The sequence below is a fragment of the Chitinimonas viridis genome, assembly GCF_030409555.1.
Lineage (GTDB): Bacteria > Pseudomonadota > Gammaproteobacteria > Burkholderiales > Chitinimonadaceae > Chitinimonas > Chitinimonas viridis.
The window spans coordinates 22,609-41,036 of the sequence record NZ_JAUFPU010000002.1 but is presented as its reverse complement, the minus strand read 5'-3'; the positions used below and the strand labels follow the sequence as shown (position 1 = coordinate 41,036).

Sequence of the window (18,428 nt, the reverse complement as noted above, 5' to 3'; positions counted from 1 at the left end):
CCTTTTTGCTGTTGGGCTAGCGTCGATCAGCGTCCCGTACCGTAGAGCATGGTGCGCCAGCCGAATAGTTCGTCGGCCTGGGCCTGGCGTGGCTGCATGGCTTGTTCGCGCTGGGCCAGCTGGCGTTCGCGCTCAGCCAGCAGGCGTTCCTGCTCGCGCAGGGCGGCTTGCACTTCGGCCAGGGCGCCGGTGCGGGCCATGGCATCTGCCAGGGCGGCCTGCCAACCTGGGTTGGTGGCGGCCTGAAGGGCTGGTTGGCGTGAAGGATGGTCTGCGGCAGTGGCGGGCGGCAGTTCGCTGGCGGCGATGCTGCGGCCATAGTGGCTTTGCACCTGCTCCTGCATATTGCTGCCTTCGCCTAATTTGCGCACCACCAACACGTCGCGCTCCTTTGTCTGTCGATTACCGGTTGTGCCGGCCCATGCTGTGCAGCGATAAAGTGCTGCCTGCTGAGTGACTTATCGGAAACTGGCTGGAAAACTTTAGCGCGATTGCCAGTGGGGAGCATGACGCGGTCGCGCCGCTTGCGTATCCTGAGCCTGGACATAACAGGAAAGGCCAATGCCATGAAGCACTACAAGCTGGACAAGAGCCAAATCCGTGACCTCGCAGTGGGCTATGGCCTGGCCATGGTGACGGACATGATTACGGTAGAGGGTTACCCGGTTGGCTATATGTATCGTGATGAGCCAGAGGATGAGCACGACAGCGGCTGGCGTTTTTTTGCGGGCAACGAGAGCGATGCCTATATCGATAATCCCAAGAATTTCAGCCTGCTCGACGTCAATGTGATCGCCAACTACGACGAGACCATCATTCCCTTGCTGGCTTCGCCGGCAGGTGCGGCTTTCGACAAGGGTGATGAGGGCGATACTTTCTATGATGTGAGCGAATAGCCCCCTTTACGCGCATCGTGCTGCCGGCCCAGGCCGGCGCATGCGAAAATGCGGCTCGCTACAGACCTGAGCCGCCTGCATGACCCTCCTCCAGCACACCATCACCGACCTGATCGTCCACAAGCTCAACAAGGATCCCCACGGCCCCGCCAGTGTGGCCTTGCGCCACGCGACCGTGCCGGTGACGGAATCGGTGCAGCGCCTGGTTGATCACCTCTGCCAGCACTATGCCGAGCGACCGGGCAAGGGCTATGGGCGTTTTGAGGATGATGAAGACAACTTCCCCATGGCGCGTTTCGTGCGACAGCATGTGGTGGAGCACAGTCTCGACTTTGTCGGCCTTTCGCACCTGATGATGCAGCACCTGCAGGTGCGGGCAGACCAGGAACAGCTGGCAAGCGGGGGATATGTCCTGATTGCCCGCATCAACAACAGCATCTCGGACTGCCTGCTGGTGGTGCTGATCACTGAGGCGGTAGGCTCGGCCATTACCGATGGGCTGGAGATTGTCGACAATATCCATCTGGACCTGGCCAACGTACGGGTGGCAGGGCGGGTGGACATGACGGCCTGGCTACGCGGGGCGGAGCGCTATATCAGCTTTCTGAAAGGCCGTGGCGACGTAGCCCAGTACTTCAAGCTGTTTCTGGGCTGCAACGATGTGGTGATCGCCTTGAAGGAGACCCAGAAGCTGGTACTGGGCCTGAACCAGTTTGCCGATGCGCAGAAGCTTGAGCCTACGGTACGCGACCAGTTGATGGAGCGGGCCCACGGTTACCTGGATGAGCTGGGTGAGCAGAGTGAGCCAGTCAGCCTGGATGTGATCGCGCAGCAGGTTTGGCCAGACGCACCCGAACGTTTGCGCGACACCCTGGGGGGAGAGGCGCTGGAGCTGGCCAGTGGTTTTGTGCCGGATCGCCGGGCCATCAAGCCCCTGGTGCGCTTCAAGGCCAATGCGCCCAAGTGGAAGATAGAATTCGACCGCAGCAGCCTGCGCTCGGGCGCCGTGATCTACGACAAGAAGACCGATACGCTGGTGCTCTATGACATCCCCGAGCAGCTCCGGCGCGCCCTGCTGGAAGAGTAGGCACTGCTGGCCGGCAGTGCCTGATTTACGCTTCGCTCAGCGCCCGACGATGGCGGCCGTGGCAATCAGCTCTTCCAGCAAGGCCAGCGAGACCTTCCCGCTGACGCTGAAGGGGTCCAGGCAGGGTTTCTCGGAATACTTGAGCAGGGTGCAGGGATTGACCTTGGCGAGGTTGACCTGGCCCATGGTCCAGCCCGAAAAACGGCGTTCGGTGATTTCTTCGAAATCCAGCAGGACCACATCATGATGCCGCTTGTCCCTGATGATGGCGTTGTAGAGATCGGAGACGGGCTGGCGGCCTCCCTCCAGCACCTGCATGAAGATGTCACCGCTAAAGCAGAGTATGCCGGTCACGCCGCTGTCGTTATTGTGGGCGCGTGATTTGGCCAGTATGGATTCGGTCATCTCTGGCGTAAGCGGTTGGGAAGCGCGGCTGGCGTAGAGCAGGCGGACGAGCATGGTGGTTACCTCAGGGACGCTTGTTATTGAGCAGGGCCAGGAATTCGCGGCGCAGGTTGGGGTCCTTCAGGAAGGAGCCACGCATCACGCTGTTGATCATCTTGGAATCCATGTCCTTCACGCCGCGCCAGGTCATGCAGAAGTGGTCGGCTTCCATCACGATGGCCAGGCCATCCGGATTCATCTTGTCCTGTAGCAGGTCGGCCACCTGGGTGACTGCTTCTTCCTGTATCTGCGGCCGGGTCATGATCCACTCCGCCAGCCGGGCGTACTTGGACAGGCCGATCAGGTTGGAATGCTGGTTGGGCATCACACCTATCCACAGCTTGCCGATGATGGGGCAGAAGTGGTGGGAGCAGGCGCTGCGTACGGTGATCGGGCCAACGATCATCAGCTCGTTCAGGTGCTCCACATTGGGGAATTCGGTCACCGGCGGCTGCACCACGTAGCGCCCCTTGAAGACCTCGTTCAGGTACATCTTGGCGACCCGGCGGGCAGTGTCCTGGGTGTTGTGGTCGCTCTCGGTGTCGATCACCAGGCTCTCCAGCACCCCCTTCATCTTGCCTGCTACTTCATCCAGCAGGGCTTCCAGTTCGCCGGGCTCGATATAGGCGGCGATATTGTCATTGGCGTGAAAACGCTGCTGCGCATTGCGCAGACGCTCGCGTATGCGGCTGGATACTGGGGTGTATTCGGTGATGACCGGAGTCTTGGGGGCGTCTTTGCTCACGCGTTTTTCCTCTTGGTTTGCCTGCTGTACTTGGGCGGCACTAGGCGAGTCTGCTCTTGTTTGTTGTGCTGTATGAGAGCCGCTAACAAAACCCTGCTGGCGTTGTTGTGCGAGCTTGTGGCACCTACGTATTGTCTGCTGCGCGCGCCATCGCTCACACGCCTAGTCATAACCAGCCACGCTGGGTTTTGCTAGTGACTCTTATTGTACTATACAAAAATAGGTCTAATCAGTTGCCTAGCGCCGCCTGCAGTTGCGCAAGCGCCGTACGCAACTGGGCGACTTCGTCTTCCAGCCGGCTGACGCGGGCTTCCAATCCGTTGCTGCCTGCAGTATTGCCGCTGGCGACGGGGGCCGCCAACTGCTCTGCACTGGGCTGGCCCGATAGCAGGTGGGCCCAGCGATTCTCGCGGGCACCCGGCTGGCGTGGCAGCTCGGTGACCAAGGGGCCTTCGGCACGTTCGGCCAGCTCCTGCAGGAAGGCCTCTACCGTGCCGATATCGGCAAACTTGTGCAGGCGTTCGCAATTGATGCGCAGCTCGCCAGCGGTTTGCGGTCCCCGCAGCATCAGTATCGTCAGCAGGGCGGCCGCCTGGGTGGGCACGCCTATCCCCCGCTCGAAGTTGTGCGCGTAGCGGGTGACGCGGCCGCCGCTGCTTTCCATCACCAGGCTCTGCCGCTTGAGATTGACGATGGCTTCGGCCACATCGGCCTCGCTGGCGTCCAGCACCGGATCGCGGCTGGTCTTCTGGTTGCATCCTGCGGTGAGCGCATTCAGCGAAAGCGGGTAGGTATCGGGTACGGTGCGCTGTTTTTCCAGCAGCACACCCAGCACGCGGGTTTCCAGTAGCGACAGTTCGGTCAGGGCAGGCATGGGTCATCCAGTAAAGGCACAGCCCATCATTATGCCAAGCTGGCGCAGCAATATCAGCGCTCGTTTGCCAGTTTGCAGCTTTCCGCCGAACGGCCATGCAAACGGTGCCGGCGTGAGCCATGTTGATAGAAAACACCTCGCCCCTTCTGAGGACACGGCCATGGCCACTACCACTTGCGATGCAGAAGAGAGCATTTCGCTGAGCGCCTTGCTCTATCTCTACTTCTGGCCTTTCTGGATGTTCAAGGATGTCAGCAAGGGCAACCTGCTGGAGCAAGCGGCAGCCTATCGCTATAACCGCGAGCACAGGGTGTACCTGCCTGCTTATATCATCAAGTGGTCGATGATCTTTTTCCTGCTGCTGGGCGGCATCTTCCTGATCGAGCAACTGGGCCATGCCGGCGTGATGCTACCGCTGGCGTCCAGTCTACTGGCCGGGCTCACCGGCATGATTGCCAGTGGTGCGCTGGTGGTGACCATGCAGATTACCGTCGCCTACCTGTTTCTCTGCCACTGGCGCTACTAGGCGCGCATTCTGCAGTGTAGGAAAGGCTACGCGGTCGATGCACTCAAGCGCTTGGTCAGTGAAACAGGGCAGGCTGCTGACCCATACTGCATTCCGAGTGCGGTTTGATAAGGCTGGAAAGGTAGTGGCAACAACAAGTGGCAGCTTGGTCATGCAAACCTTGGCATGGCCGACCACTATGTACGGGACCGCAAGGGCGATCTATCGGACCCAACACAGTAGCTTTGCGGAGCAAGCCGCAGAATTGCGGAGCAAAGGATCGCTGTCACCGATGTATTGGCCAGGCACGGACAAAGGAAAAAGCCCGCTATAGCGGGCTTTGTCTTTGATAATTTTTGGAGGCGGGTACCGGAATCGAACCGATGTAGACGGATTTGCAATCCGCTGCATAACCACTTTGCTAACCCGCCGTGACTTGCAGACGAAAAAGGGAAAGTCGCTGCTTTCCCTTCTTGCGGTATCTGGAGCGGGAGAAGAGTCTCGAACTCTCGACCTCAACCTTGGCAAGGTTGCGCTCTACCAACTGAGCTACTCCCGCATTGTATCGCAAGCATAAGTGCACTGGAGCGGGAGAAGAGTCTCGAACTCTCGACCTCAACCTTGGCAAGGTTGCGCTCTACCAACTGAGCTACTCCCGCTTTGCACCTACCACACACGCTTAAACAGTTTGGAGCGGGAGAAGAGTCTCGAACTCTCGACCTCAACCTTGGCAAGGTTGCGCTCTACCAACTGAGCTACTCCCGCTTTGTTTTTCGCGTTGTGTGTTGCGAAGGCCGCAATTATAGGGGGTGTTGTAACCATGTCAAGCGTTTTGGATGCATTTTTGCCCAGTTTGGTGCGGTGCAGCGCTAAGTGCTTGTTCCCAAAAGGGCTGCTTTGGGCCGGTGGTTTTGGGGTGGATTTCTTGCTGCTGCGGCTTTTGTTTCAGCCACCGGTGGCGGACATAAAGCGGATGATCTTGTCCGGCTGCTCGCGGAACTCGTGGCGTTCGGGCTTGCGGCCAATCGCCCCCAGGATGGCGGCCTCCAGCCCGGCGTCGTCTATGCCGGTGCGCAGCAAAGGGCGCAGGGCCAGTTTGTCATCCTGGCCCAGGCAGAGGTAGAGCGTGCCGTCCACACTCAGCCGCACGCGGTTGCAACTGGCGCAGAAGTGCTGGGATATGGGGGTGATGGCACCCAGTGTGAAGCGGCCATCCTGGCTGCGCCAGTAGCGTGCGGGGCCGCCGCCCAGCTCGGTGGCGCTGGCAGTCAGGCCCAGCCGTTGGGCCTGGTTGACCACCACGGCTTGCAGATCGAGATACTGGGCGGTACGGCCAGTATCGCCCACCGGCATCAGTTCGATCAGGCGCAAGATAAAGCCGCGTTCCATGCAGTAGGCGACGATGGCGTCGATTTCGTCGTCATTGACGCCGGCCTGTACCACCATATTGATCTTGACCGGGGCGAAGCCGGCAGCGGCGGCAGCGTCCAGCCCGGCCAATACGTCGGCCAGAACATCGCGGCCGGCAATGCTGGCCAGTCGCTCGCCCTGCAGGCTGTCGAGGCTGACATTGAGGCGGGTGATGCCCGCTGCCTTGAGCGCCAGTGCATGCCTGGCCATCTGGGTGGCATTGGTGGAGAGCGAGAGGTCCTGAAGGCCGGGCAAGGCGCTCAGCTTGCCTGCCAGGATGGGGAGATCACGCCGCAGCAAGGGCTCGCCGCCAGTAAGCCTGACCCGCCGCACGCCGAGGCGGGTGAAGGCGCCCACCACCCGCTCGATTTCGTCAAAGGTCAGCCAGTGATCCGGCTCTTCAAAGCCCTTGAAGCCCTTGGGCAGGCAGTAGTTGCAACGCAGGTCGCAGCGGTCGGTCACGCTCAGGCGCAGGTAATCGATGCGGCGGCCGTAGCTGTCGATCAGTACCTTGTGTGCCGTGGCGGTAGGAGTGTCCGATGGGTTCATGCTGGCTTGGTCGGGCAAGAGTGCCTTCTATGACGTTAGTGTAGGCCTGCTTGGCGCTGTTGTGCGAGCCCTGCCTTGGTGTCGATGAACAATCATTTTGCCGTGTCGTTCGCAGTCTGGTCGGCTGAAGGGCCAGGCGCACGCCGCCCATCCAAAGGCTGATACGACTCAACCAGACGGCGAGCAGGCTAGCCCCCATCTGCTTGCTGGCCGACCGCGTTGATCAGGCAGCCACCGGGCAGAAAGCGGCGCCATCGGCAAAGGCGACGGCGACACCGCCGGGTTCGCGCAGCCATTCCACCAGTTCCACCCTTGGGCCATCCAGCCGGCGGCGCAGCTGAGGCAGAACGCGATGGGTCAGCAGGCACACGCCCGAGGGCTCGGCGCCATCGCAGACGGCATAGGCATAGGGGGCATCGCTGAGGGCCAGGGGGCGCCATAGCTTGGCGGCAGCATCGGCCGGCAGCTCGGGCAGGTCGCAGGGGATGACCAGCAAGCAATCGGCATCGCTGGCTGCCAGCGCCGCCTCAAGGGCGGCGAGGGGGCCGGGCCAGCCCTCGTAGTTGTCGGCCAGCGGCTCGAAGCCCAGGCCCTGGTAGACCTCGTGCTGGCCGTTGGTGCTGGCATAGAGGGTATCGGCCGGGCAGCTCTGCCGTGCCAGCCGCTCGCGGGCGTGCACCACCAGTGGTTTGCCGCCATGCAGTTTCAGGCCTTTGTCACCATGAGGGCGCTGTGCGCTGGCGCAGAGGATAAGTGCATCGAGTTCGGGCTGCCAGGGTACCGATATGGTCATGATGAAGCCTCTGTTGCACTAGGGTGGTGCGTCGGCGAGGCCGACGGGGTAGGTTATGGTGCAGAAATCAGCTGCTATTTATATTTTGGTGCACTGCACGATCATAGATCGCAATGACCGTGCCCGGAAGTACAAATCAGGCCGCCAGCATGCTTACAACAGTTTGCGGCAAGGCCAGGCCGGCTACCTCGCCGATCACCACGATGGCCGGGCTGTCCATGCCATGGCGGTGGGCATCGTCAGCCAGCCGTGCCAGCGTTGTACTGAGGCGCTGCTCCTGCGGCAGGGTGGCGTGGGCGATGACGGCGGCAGGGGTATGGCCAGCCCTGCCGGCCTGCAGCAGGCCCTGCACCATGCTGTCGAGGTGGCGCATGCCCATATAGATCACCAAGGTGGTATCCAGCCTGGCGTAGCCGGCCCAATCGGGTTCGCCACCCTCCTGCGTGTGGCCGGTCAGCATGGTGACGCCACGGCAGCAATCGCGGTGGGTGAGCGGGATGCCGGCAGCCGTGGCAGCAGCCAGCCCGGCGGTGATGCCGTTGATGACCTCGTGGGTCACGCCAGCCTGGCGCAGGGCTTCAATCTCTTCGCCACCCCGGCCGAAGATGAAGGGGTCACCGCCCTTGAGCCTGCCCACTATCCTGCCCTGGCGGGCATGGCGCAGCATCAGCCGGGTGATGAAGGCCTGCGGCGTCGAGACGCAGCCCCCCCGCTTGCCGACTTCAATCAGCCTGGCATCGGGACGGGCATGGGCCAGCACCGCCCGGTTGACCAGGTCATCGACCAGCAGCACGTCGCATTCACCCAGTACGCGGGCGGCCTTGAGGGTAAGCAGTTCGGGATCGCCGGGGCCGGCGCCGATCAGGTAGACCTTGCCTTGCATGGTGTCACTCCTGGAAAGGGTCAAACGGTTGCCGCCGTCGCCGTGCTGGCGACCATGCGCTTGAGTTCGGGCAGGCAGGAGCCGCAACGGGTGCCGCAGGCCAGCTTGGCTTGCAGTCCTTTCAGATCGCAGCCTTGGTTCAGTGCGGCGCCGATCTCATCGGCCGATACATTGAGGCAGTTGCAAATGACCTTGCCGCGGCTGTGCTGGCCCTGCGGTGGGGCGGCCAGCGGGGCCAGCAGCCAGGGCCGCAGGCTTGCGGCGTCGGCGCCAGCGGCGATCAGCTGCTTGAGCCAGTCGCGTGCGGCGGTCTCGCCGGTGAGCCGTATGCCAGTCAACCTGCCTAGGCGGATCTCGGCGTGCTTTTCCACGCCACGGCGGGGGTCGCGGTAGCTGAGTGTGGCCATGGGGTCGTCAAAGCCGAATACGGCATCAAGCCGGGCGATAAACTCGGCGGAGGGGGCGTTGCGGTGGGCCAGTTTCAGTATCACGGCCGGCTGGTCGTGGCCGAACAGGCCCACGCTACCGTAGTCGAAGCCCGCCAACAGGTCGGCCGCGCGGTGCATCAGCTGCACTGCATCGGGGCTTTGCTTCATGGCGACCATCTGCCAAGGCAGTTCTGCCCGTTCCAGCTTGATGGCGGCGTGTTTCAGCTCGGGCTGGCGCGATTGCGGGTCCAGCTTGGGCAGGGTAAGGGCGTTGCTGCCCTGGCCGGCCATAAAGCGTCCGGACCAGTGCATGGGCAGGAAGACCTCGCCACGACGCTGGCGGGTGCTGGCTTCCACCCGTATCAGCAGTTCTCCCCGCCGGCTGCGTACACGGGCCAGATCACCGCTGGCCAGCTTGGCCTGTGTCAGGTCGTCAGGGTGGGCCGTCAACAGGGGCTCTTCCACCTGGTTGTACAGCTGGGCGACCGTACCGGTGCGGCTCATGCCGTGCCACTGGTCGCGCAGCCGGCCAGTGTTCAGGTGCAAGGGGTAGCGGGCATCGGTCTTTTCGGCCACAGGGTGGTAATCCACCGCCACAAAGCGCGCCCGCCCGCTGGTGGTGGGGAAGCGCCCATCGGCATAGAGCCGGGCCTGGCCAGTACGCGCACCGGTGGGATAGGGCCATTGCTGCGGGCCTTGGCTATCGAGCAGGGCATAGCTCAGGCCGCTGATGTCGAGATCGCGGCCTGCCGTGCTGCGCTTGTGCTCGTCAAACACGGCCTCTGGCGTGGCATAGGGGAAGAGCGGTACCGCTGCGCGGGGGGGCAGCAGGGCTTCCAGCCGGCGGGCAAAGTCCACCGCCATCTGCCAGTCATGCCTGGCTTCGCCCGGCGCCGGTACGGCAGCGTGCAGCCGGGTGATGCGGCGCTCTGAGTTGGTGACCGTGCCGGTTTTCTCGGCCCAGCTCGAGGCCGGCAGCAGCAGATCGGCATAGGCCGTGGTGTCGGTATGGGCATAGGCCTCCTGCACCACCACGAACTCGGCCTGCTGCAGGGCGCGGGCTACCTGGGCGGTGTCGGGCAGGGAGTGCGCCGGATTGGTGCAGGCTATCCATACGGCTTTGATCTGGCCCGCTTCCAGGGCCTCAAACATTTCGACTGCCGTTTTGCCGGGTTGGCTGGGTACCTCGGACACCTGCCACAGCGCGGCGACTTCGGCGCGGTGTGCCGGGTTGGCCAGATCGCGATGGCCGCTGAGCAGATTGGCCATGCCGCCTACTTCACGCCCGCCCATGGCATTGGGCTGGCCGGTCAGGCTGAAGGGGCCACAGCCGGGCTTGCCCAACTTGCCGGTGGCCAGGTGCAGGTGGATCAGGGCGGCATTCTTGTCGGTGCCCCGCGCCGACTGATTGAGCCCCATGCACCAGAGCGACAAGGCCCTGGGTGAACGGCCAAACCATTCGGCGGCCTGCAGGATCTGCTCAGGCTTGATACCGCAGATATCGGCAGCGAAGCGCGGGGTGTATTCGCGGATACGGCGCTTGAGTTCGGCAAAGCCTTCGGTGTGGGCGGCGATATAGGCTTCGTCTATCCAGCCCTCCCAGACCAGCACATTGAGCATGGCGTGGAACAGCGCGACATCGGTGCCAGGGAGGATGGGCAGGTGCAGATCGGCCAGTTCGGCGCTGTCGGTACGCCTGGGGTCGGCCACGATGATCTTCATGTCAGGCCGGGCAGTCTTGGCGTCCTCGATGCGGCGGAACAGCACGGGGTGGGCATAGGCGGGGTTGGCGCCGGCGATGAACAGGCAGTCGGCCAGCGCCAGGTCTTCGTAGCTGCAGGGCGGGGCGTCGGCCCCCAGAGTAGCCTTGTAGCCGGCTACGGTGCTGGACATGCACAGGCGTGAATTGGTGTCGATATTGTTGGTACCGATCAGGCCCTTGGCCAGCTTATTGAAGACGTAGTAGTCCTCGGTCAGCAACTGGCCGGAGATATAGAACGCCACGGCATCGGGGCCGTGCTCGGCAATGATGGCGGCAAAGCGCTGAGCTGCGTGGTCCAGCGCCGCATCCCAGGTCACCCTTTGCCTGCTGGCGTTACGCTGCTGCCGCAACTCGGGATAGTGTGCCCGGCCCGTGCGCATATCGGTCAGGTGCAGGGTAGCGCCCTTGGTGCAAAGCCGGCCCAGATTGGCCGGGTGCGCGGGGTCGCCTTCCACCCGCAGTACCTGCTGGCCGTCAGTGTGTATCAGTACGCCGCAACCGGTACCGCAGTAGCAGCAGGTGGATTTGACGATATGGGGCTGGACCATGGCCTTACTCCAGGGGTTTTTCCATGAACAGGCTGAGTGGGTCGGCGGCATAGCTGCCAAAGGGTGTGCGCTCGGCAAAGCCGCAGGCGCGATACAGAGCGATGGCCTCGGCCTGATGGATGCCGGTCTCCAGCCGCGCCAGCACCTTGCCGGTCTCGCGGGCCGTTGCTTCCAGCGCTGCCAGCAGGGCGCGGGCTATGCCCTGGCCACGGTGCTGCGGGTCGACATACATGCGCTTGAGTTCGACATAGCCGGCATGGGCCACGATGGCGCCGCAGGCCACGGCCTTGTCGCCCAACCAGCCCAGGTAGAAGCTCACGCCCGGCTGCTCCAGCGCGGCCACATCCAGCAGATGGTTGGACTGGCCGGGGTAGAGGCTGGCCAGGTAGTCGTCCAGCGCCCTGATCAAGCGGCGCGCCTCGGGCAGGCTGGGCGAGGCAGGCGTCAGCCGCAGCCCTGTGCTCATGCTGCGGCCTCGGTGTTCAGCAGCACGGCGTTGCCTTCCAGCCTGACTGCATAGCGGCGGGCGCAGCCCTCGTCAGGTGCTGCCGCAGTGCCGCACTCGAGGCCTATCTGCCAGCCATGCAGCGGGCAGGCCACGGTCTTGCCGTAGACAATGCCCTGCGACAATGGCCCGCCCTTGTGCGGGCAACGGTCTTCCAGGGCAAAGACTTCGTCATCGGCGTTCCGGAATACCGCGATATCGCCCTGCGGGTGCTGGATCACGCGGGCGCCCAGTGGCGGGATTTCGGTCAGCAGGCAGACTTTTTTCCAGTGGGACATGAGATGGTTCCTTGTAGGGTTGGCTGTGTTTTCCGTGGTGCGGCGGCCCGTAAGGGCACGGAAAACCAGGTGGGGTTCAGGCCGGCAAGGCTTCGAACTCGTGCTTCTGCTCGCCCTGGATGCGCTCTGCCCAGGGGTCCTGCTCAAAGCTCAGGGCGTACTTGAGCCGGGCATACAAGGCCTTGCGGTTGTCGGCATCTGCCACCACGCGCTGCTTGGTGTGCTCCAGGCCCACGCGGTGCAGGTAGTGCACCGTGCGCTCCAGATAGAAGGCCTCCTCGCGGTACAGTTGCAGGAAGGCGCCGCTGTATTCCAGCACCTCGGCATGGCTGGCCACCTTGGCGAAGAATTGGGCGACCTCGGTCTTGATGCCGCCGTTGCCGCCCACATACAGCTCCCAACCCGAATCCACACCTATCACGCCAACATCCTTGATGCCGGATTCAGCACAATTGCGGGGGCAGCCACTGACGGCCAGCTTGACCTTGTGCGGGCTCCACATGCCGAACAGGTCGTGCTCCAGGTCTATGCCCATCTGGGTGGAATCCTGCGTGCCGAAGCGGCAGAACTCGCTGCCCACGCAGGTCTTGACCGTGCGTAGGCTCTTGCCATAGGCGTGGCCCGAGGGCATGTCCAGGTCGCGCCAGACATTGACCAGGTCCTCCTTCTTCACGCCCAGCAGATCGATGCGCTGGCCGCCGGTAACCTTGACCAGCGGGATGCGGTACTTGTCGGTCACGTCGGCAATGCGGCGCAGCTCGCTGGCGTTGGTGACCCCACCCCACATCCGGGGCACGACCGAATAAGTGCCGTCCTTCTGGATATTGGCGTGCGCCCGTTCGTTGATGAAACGGCTTTGCGGATCGTCGCGGGCTTCGCCGGGCCAGGTGGCGATCAGGTAGTAATTGAGCGCTGGCCGGCAGGTGGCGCAGCCGTTGGGTGTACGCCACTCCAGGAACTGCATGGTCTGCGGAATACTGACCAGATGGTGCTCGCGGATGGCATCGCGCACTTCCTGGTGGTTGCGGTCGGTACAGCCGCAGACTGTCTTGGTCTTGGGCGTGGCATCGAAGCTGGAGCCCAGCACGTTCATCAATATCTGCTCGCACAGGCCAGCGCAGGATCCGCACGAGCCACTGGCCTTGGTGTGCTTCTTGACCTCGTCCAGGGTAGTGAGGCCTTTCTCGCGTATGGCTTTGACGATGGTGATCTTCCTGACCCCATTGCAGCCACATACCTCGGCTTCGTCGGCCATGGCGGCCGCCTTGTTCTCGCCAGCGTGGCCGGTGTCGCCGAGATTGTTCTCGCCCCACATCAGGTGGTCGCGTATCTCGCCTATGGGCTGTTCATCCTTCAGTAGCCGGAAGTACCAGGCACCATCGGCAGTGTCGCCATACAGGCAGGCGCCTACCAGCTTGTCACCCTTGAGCACCAGCTTCTTGTAGACGCCGCCTACCGGGTCGGACAGCGTGATTTCCTCGTGCCCGTCGCCACCCATGAAATCGCCGGCCGAGAACAGGTCGATGCCGGTGACTTTGAGCTTGGTCGACAGCACCGAGCCCACATAGCGGCCATAACCCCAGCCCGCCAGATGGTTGGCGCAGACGCGGGCCTGCTCGTATAGCGGCGCCACCAGGCCATAGGCGATGCCACGGTGGTTGACGCATTCACCGACGGCGTAGATGCGTGGGTCGAAAGTCTGCAGGGTGTCGTTCACCACGATGCCCCGGTTGCAGTACAGGCCGCAGGATTCGGCCAGTTCGGTATTGGGGCGTATGCCTACGGCCATGACAACCAGATCGGCTGCCAACTCGGTGCCATCCTTGAGCTGCACGGCGCTTACCCGGCCCGATTCGCCAGCCAGCAATGCCGCTGTCTGGGCCTGCAGCGCAAAGCGCAAGCCACGCTGCTCCAGCGATTGCTGCAGCAACTGCCCGGCCACCTTGTCGAGCTGGCGCTCCAGCAGCCATTCGCCCAGATGCACCACGGTGACACTCATACCTTGCAGCATCAGGCCATTGGCCGCCTCCAGCCCCAGCAGGCCACCGCCTATCACGACGGCGTGGCGGTATTGCCGGGCAGCCGCCAGCATCTGCTCGGTGTCGTGGATGTCACGGTAGCTGATCACACCAGGCAGATCCTTGCCGGGCACGGGCAGGATAAAGGGCTTGGAGCCAGTGGCCATCAGTAGCCGGTCGTACTCCGCCTCGGTGCCGTCGGCGGCATAGACTACCCGCTTCTTGCGGTCTATCTTCACGACCTTCTTGCCCAGATGCAGGGTAATGCCTTGCTCGGCATACCATTCCAGCGGGTTGAGTATGATGTCCTGCACGGTCTGCTCGCCGGCCAGCACGGGCGAGAGCAGGATGCGGTTGTAGTTGGGGTGCGGCTCTTCGCCAAAGACCGTGATGTCGTAACGGCTGGGGGTGAGTGCCAGCAGCTCTTCCAGGGTCCGTACACCGGCCATGCCATTGCCGATCATGACGAGTTTTAGCTTTTGCATGGTTTAGCTCCGTGGTGTTGCCATAGGGGATGGGGGGGTAGGGGTGGCAGCTGCACCGGCGGCCTGCTGGCGCATGCCGGTGGCGGAGTCGGGCGTGCCGACCAGCAGGACAAACAACAGCAGCAGATTGAAGCCCAGCGAGCACAGCGCCAGCGCCATCCAGAGCCGGCCGGGTGAGCGGCTGGCCAGCGGGCTGCGCCGTGCCACGCGCAAGGGGCGGGCTTCGCCCAGTTCCAGTGCCAGCCGCAGCTCTTCTGTCGTCTCGAAGCGGTGTGCCGGTTCGCGCGCCACCAGCTTGAGCAGCACGCTCTCCAGCCATAGCGGCAGATCAGGCCGGTAGCGGCTGGGCGGAACAGGGTCACCAAAGCCCGGTGTCTGGAATGGCTCGATCTCGCCATAGGGGTAGCGGCGCGTGAGGGCGTAGTACAAGGTGACGCCCGCCGCATACAGGTCGCTGACCGGGCTGGCAGCGTGACCGGTGTATTGCTCGGGTGCGATATAGCTGGGCGTGCCTGGCGTGGCACTGTCGGCCGGGGTGATGCCGGGGCACTGCGCCACGCCCAGGTCCAGCAGGCGCAAGCGGCCTTCATGATCCAGGTGCAGGTTGTCTGGCTTGATATCGCGATGGACGATATCCAGCCGGTGCAGTGCCCCCAAGGCACGGCTCAGGGCCAAGCCCAGCCGCACGGCATCCTGTGGGCTGAGGGGCTCGTTGCGGGCCAGCCGTTGAGCCAGGGTCTCGCCGGGATACCAGCGCATGGCCAGGATCAGCCAGGGGCTGTCGGCGGTGTCGACGACTTCGGGCAGGTGTTGGCTGGCGGCACGCTTGAGCAACCAGCCCTCGGTCAGCAGGCCCTGGGCCAGTTCGGTGTCCTTGCCAGCCAGCTCGGTCAGGGTCTTGATGACCACCCTTTGCCCGCGCTCATCGCGGGCGCGGTACACCAGGCTGGCGCGGCTCTCGGCCAGCAATTGCTCTATCTGGAAGCCGGCGATGAACTGGTCCGGCCGCAGGCGTGGCGGGATAGGCAGCGTGGCGGCCTGGGCCAGTTCGTCCAGCAACTGGCCTTGCGGCAGGGCCTGTACCCGCACCACCACGGCCGTGACATTGTCCTGGCTGCCCGCTGCCAGGGCGGCAGCCAGCAGCGCGTCGGCGGCACGTTGGGGCTCATCGTGCAGTTCCAGCAAACGGTGCAGGGCCACATCGCCCAAGGCTTCCCAAACGCCGTCGCACACCAGGGCAAACAGGTCGCCGGCCTGCAGTTCTCCCTCGCAAAAATCCACCATCACATGCTGATCCAGGCCCACGGCACGCTTGAGCACATGGTGGTAGCCAGGCTGCTGCCAGGTATGGTCTGCACTCAGTTGCACAAAGCCATCAGCATTCAAGCGGTAGGCACGGCAATCACCGACATGGGCCAGGGTGTAGCGGCGACCCCGCAGCACCAGTGCCGTCAGGGTGGTGGCCAGCGGCTGGCTCAGCTTGTCGCGCTGGGCCTGACCGTTCAGCCACAGATTTTGTGCGGTGATGATACGGTCCATGGCATGGGCGGGTTCCCAGGTGTCGGGCGTGGCGTAGTAGTCGGCCGCCAGGCCACGCACGGTGGCCTGTGCGGCCAGCTTGCCATCGGCCGAGTGGCTGATGCCGTCGGCTATCGCCAGCAGCCAGCCCTTGGTAGCAACCATGTCGGCTGGCGGTTCCACCGCTGCAAGGGCATCCTCGTTGCGCGGTTTTTTGCCGGCCAGGCTGGCGGTGCCGATGGCGAGATCAAGCAAGGCGTGCATGGGGTCAGACCTTGGCGCCAGCGATATGGGCGGCACCCCAGGTGGTGCGCCAGCGCTGCTTGACAGACAGCAAGCCTACCCAGGCAAACAGGGCTAGTGCGGCAAACAGGCTCAGGCCCAGCGAATAGCTGCCGGTCAACTGCTTGGAGTACCCCAGGCCGGTTGCCAGCAGAAAGCCGCCTATGCCGCCGGCCATGCCCACCAGGCCGGTCATCACGCCTATCTCCTTGCGAAAGCGCTGCGGCACCAACTGGAACACGGCACCGTTGCCCATGCCCAGCCACAGCATGCCGGCCACCAGCGCCATCAATGCCATCCAGGCATGTGGCAGATCGAGAGAGACCAGATAGAGGCAGGCTGCAGCCAGGGTATACATCACCAGCAGCGAACGGATACCGCCCACCTTGTCAGCGACCGTACCGCCTATGGGGCGCATCAGCGAGCCGGCGAACACGCACATGGCGGTATAAAACCCCGCCTGCACCGGCTCCAACCCGTATTGGTCGTTGAAGTAGACGGTGAGCGAGGAGGCCAGACCAGAGAAGCCGCCGAAAGTGACGCAATAGAAAAACATGAACCACCAGGCATCACGGTCGCGCAGTACGCCCAGGTATTCGGACAGCTTCTTGGCGGGTGGGCAGTTGGGGCTGTCCTTGGCCATGGCGAGATACAGCACGAATACCAGCAGCAGGGGAATCAGCACCAGCCCGAACACGGCATTCCAGCCAAAGGCCTTGGCCAGGCTAGGGGCAAACAGGGCGGCAATGGCCGTACCCGAGTTACCGGCGCCGGCTATGCCCATAGCCGTACCCTGGTAGTGCGGTGGATACCAGCGCGATGCCAGCGGTAGCGCCACTGCGAAGGAAGCGCCAGCCACGCCCAGGAACACCCCCAGCACCATCACTTGGGAAAAGCTGTGCACGCCGGCCAGCCAGGCCACCAGCAGGGCAGCCATCACGATCACTTGGCCCACGGCGCCGGCCAGGCGAGGCTTGAGGTGATCGACCAGCACGCCCATCAGCAACCGCAGCAAGGCGCCGGCCAGCAGTGGCGTGGCCACCATCAGGCCCTTCTGCGCGGGGCTGAGCCCCAAATCGCGGGCGATATAAACAGCCAATGGTCCCAGCAGCACCCAAACCATGAAGCTGAGATCGAAATACAGGAAGGCCGACACCAGCGTGGGCGTATGGCCCGCTTTCCAGAAACCTTTGTCCATTTGCTACTCCCCTGTGCCCGCACGCTGCGCGGGCCTAGAACGCAAAAAAGGCGTCCTCGCTGCCCTATCGGTCTTGCATGACCGATAGGGTGCGGGGACGCCTTTGTCCGAAATCTGTAGGTTCGACCTTGAACCGTTGTCTGCCTCTGGCGCTTTTTAGGGCTCCGTCCACCGCTGCGCCGTTGCAACGATGGGTGCTGCTTATTACAGGCTGGTCGCTATCAGCAAATGCCGTGCCATTGCCTTGTTTTTATATTAATCAATGGCTTGTGTTGGGCTTGATATGGTGTGGATGGAGCCGCGCATGAAAATTGTGCGGTGCGGCAAGGGGTGTGCACTATGCAGGTGCGCGGAGAGAGGCCATACCAGTCATTGCTATGGCCCATGGCCTGCCCTGCGATGCTGGCAGCTAGGCAGCCTGCCGTATCTCGCGCCGGTACAGGAAATCCATCACGACATTGCGGGCAGCGTGATAGGCCGGGTCGCTGGCCAATGCCAGGCGTTCGCGCGGGCGGGGCAGGCCTATGGCGAGTATTTCGCCCACGGTGGCGGCGGGGCCGTTGGTCATCATCACGATACGGTCGGACAGCAAGACAGCTTCGTCCACATCATGCGTCACCATCACGGTGGTGGTGCGGGTCTGTGCGACGATGCGCAACAGTTCGTCCTGCAGGTGGGCGCGGGTGAGGGCGTCGAGGGCGCCGAAGGGCTCGTCCAGCAGCAGTACCTTGGGCTGCATGGCCAGTGCCCGGGCGATGCCTACACGCTGCTTCATGCCGCCAGATATCTCGTGCGGGCGTTTGTGACTAGCGTGGCTGAGCCCGACCATGGCCAATGCGTCGTGCGTGCGCTGCTTGAGCATGCTGCGGTTCTCCTTGGCACCAAATACCCGCTCCACTGCCAGGTAGACGTTGCCGTAGCAGCTTAGCCAGGGCAGCAGCGAATGGTTCTGGAACACCACGCCGCGATCGGGGCCTGGGCCGGCGATTTCGCGGTTATGGCAGAGCAATACGCCGGCCGAGGGCCGCAGCAGGCCTGCGATCAGATTGAGCACGGTGGATTTGCCACAGCCGGAATGGCCTATCAGTGCCAGGAACTCCCCCTCGCGTATATCAAGATTGACATTGCGCAGGGCCACAAAGCGCCCCTGCCGGGTATCGAAGGCCATGCCGACGTCTTGCAGTTGTACGAATTTGTCCATGTGTGGCTCCTGATTCTGG

The 18,428-nt window shown here is 63.2% G+C and carries 17 protein-coding genes and 4 tRNA genes; 3 read left to right on the top strand and 18 right to left on the bottom strand.

What is annotated here, in order from left to right:
• Positions 1-26: 26 nt before the first annotated feature.
• Positions 27-380 carry a hypothetical protein gene (locus QWZ03_RS01605; RefSeq protein WP_290331121.1) on the bottom strand — a complete coding sequence of 118 codons (354 nt, stop codon included), beginning with the start codon at positions 378-380 and terminating at the stop codon, positions 27-29.
• Between the two features lie 126 nt (positions 381-506).
• Here QWZ03_RS01605 and QWZ03_RS01600 point away from each other — a divergent pair, with 126 nt between their 5' ends.
• Positions 507-896 (top strand): DUF2185 domain-containing protein, encoded by a 390-nt coding sequence (locus tag QWZ03_RS01600; RefSeq protein WP_284194420.1) that lies wholly within the window; start codon positions 507-509, stop codon positions 894-896.
• A gap of 79 nt (positions 897-975) precedes the next feature.
• Positions 976-1,983 carry a nucleoid-associated protein gene (locus tag QWZ03_RS01595; RefSeq protein WP_284194419.1) on the top strand — a complete coding sequence of 336 codons (1,008 nt, stop codon included), beginning with the start codon at positions 976-978 and terminating at the stop codon, positions 1,981-1,983.
• A 36-nt stretch (positions 1,984-2,019) separates the two neighbouring features.
• On the opposite strand, the gene QWZ03_RS01590 is transcribed toward QWZ03_RS01595, so the two are convergent.
• From QWZ03_RS01590 to QWZ03_RS01580, 3 genes are all read right to left on the bottom strand, one after another.
• Entirely contained in the window at positions 2,020-2,442 is a 423-nt protein-coding gene (locus QWZ03_RS01590; protein WP_290331120.1) for a BLUF domain-containing protein, read from the bottom strand.
• Positions 2,443-2,452: 10 nt separating this feature from the next.
• Positions 2,453-3,172, bottom strand: a complete 720-nt coding sequence (gene folE, locus QWZ03_RS01585; RefSeq protein ID WP_290331119.1) for a GTP cyclohydrolase I — start codon at positions 3,170-3,172, stop codon at positions 2,453-2,455.
• A 229-nt stretch (positions 3,173-3,401) separates the two neighbouring features.
• Complete coding sequence (locus QWZ03_RS01580; protein ID WP_284194416.1) at positions 3,402-4,046, bottom strand: YceH family protein; 645 nt, start codon at positions 4,044-4,046, stop codon at positions 3,402-3,404.
• 160 nt (positions 4,047-4,206) lie between these two features.
• On the opposite strand from QWZ03_RS01580, the gene QWZ03_RS01575 reads away from it, so the two are divergent.
• Entirely contained in the window at positions 4,207-4,572 is a 366-nt protein-coding gene (locus QWZ03_RS01575; protein WP_284194415.1) for a hypothetical protein, read from the top strand.
• A 336-nt stretch (positions 4,573-4,908) separates the two neighbouring features.
• Here QWZ03_RS01575 and QWZ03_RS01570 read toward each other — a convergent pair.
• From QWZ03_RS01570 to QWZ03_RS01505, 14 genes are all read right to left on the bottom strand, one after another.
• Positions 4,909-4,982: transfer RNA gene (locus QWZ03_RS01570), tRNA-Cys, on the bottom strand.
• 52 nt (positions 4,983-5,034) lie between these two features.
• Positions 5,035-5,110: transfer RNA gene (locus QWZ03_RS01565), tRNA-Gly, on the bottom strand.
• A gap of 24 nt (positions 5,111-5,134) precedes the next feature.
• Positions 5,135-5,210: transfer RNA gene (locus QWZ03_RS01560), tRNA-Gly, on the bottom strand.
• Positions 5,211-5,240: 30 nt separating this feature from the next.
• Positions 5,241-5,316, bottom strand: a tRNA-Gly gene (locus QWZ03_RS01555).
• A 180-nt stretch (positions 5,317-5,496) separates the two neighbouring features.
• Positions 5,497-6,510, bottom strand: coding sequence for a GTP 3',8-cyclase MoaA (gene moaA, locus QWZ03_RS01550; RefSeq protein WP_290331118.1), 1,014 nt, complete (start codon positions 6,508-6,510; stop codon positions 5,497-5,499).
• A 223-nt stretch (positions 6,511-6,733) separates the two neighbouring features.
• Positions 6,734-7,303: an NTP transferase domain-containing protein gene (locus tag QWZ03_RS01545; RefSeq protein ID WP_284194413.1), complete on the bottom strand. Its 570-nt coding sequence runs from the start codon at positions 7,301-7,303 to the stop codon at positions 6,734-6,736.
• Between the two features lie 136 nt (positions 7,304-7,439).
• The gene (gene cobA / locus QWZ03_RS01540) at positions 7,440-8,186 is read right to left on the bottom strand and encodes a uroporphyrinogen-III C-methyltransferase (protein WP_290331117.1); all 747 of its coding nucleotides are present in this window, start codon (positions 8,184-8,186) and stop codon (positions 7,440-7,442) included.
• A gap of 20 nt (positions 8,187-8,206) precedes the next feature.
• Positions 8,207-10,924 (bottom strand): nitrate reductase, encoded by a 2,718-nt coding sequence (locus tag QWZ03_RS01535; RefSeq protein WP_290331116.1) that lies wholly within the window; start codon positions 10,922-10,924, stop codon positions 8,207-8,209.
• A 4-nt stretch (positions 10,925-10,928) separates the two neighbouring features.
• Entirely contained in the window at positions 10,929-11,390 is a 462-nt protein-coding gene (locus QWZ03_RS01530) for a GNAT family N-acetyltransferase (protein ID WP_290331115.1), read from the bottom strand.
• The gene (gene nirD, locus QWZ03_RS01525; protein ID WP_290331114.1) at positions 11,387-11,707 is read right to left on the bottom strand and encodes a nitrite reductase small subunit NirD; all 321 of its coding nucleotides are present in this window, start codon (positions 11,705-11,707) and stop codon (positions 11,387-11,389) included. The genes QWZ03_RS01530 and nirD overlap by 4 nt, the downstream gene beginning before the upstream one ends.
• A 76-nt stretch (positions 11,708-11,783) precedes the next feature.
• A complete protein-coding gene (gene nirB, locus QWZ03_RS01520) occupies positions 11,784-14,210 on the bottom strand; it encodes a nitrite reductase large subunit NirB (protein WP_290331113.1) in 2,427 nt (808 codons plus the stop codon).
• 3 nt (positions 14,211-14,213) lie between these two features.
• Positions 14,214-15,992: a bifunctional protein-serine/threonine kinase/phosphatase gene (locus QWZ03_RS01515; RefSeq protein WP_290331112.1), complete on the bottom strand. Its 1,779-nt coding sequence runs from the start codon at positions 15,990-15,992 to the stop codon at positions 14,214-14,216.
• Positions 15,993-15,996: 4 nt separating this feature from the next.
• Positions 15,997-17,208 (bottom strand): nitrate/nitrite transporter, encoded by a 1,212-nt coding sequence (locus QWZ03_RS01510; protein WP_290331111.1) that lies wholly within the window; start codon positions 17,206-17,208, stop codon positions 15,997-15,999.
• A 409-nt stretch (positions 17,209-17,617) separates the two neighbouring features.
• A complete protein-coding gene (locus QWZ03_RS01505; protein WP_290331110.1) occupies positions 17,618-18,409 on the bottom strand; it encodes an ABC transporter ATP-binding protein in 792 nt (263 codons plus the stop codon).
• Positions 18,410-18,428: the final 19 nt, after the last annotated feature.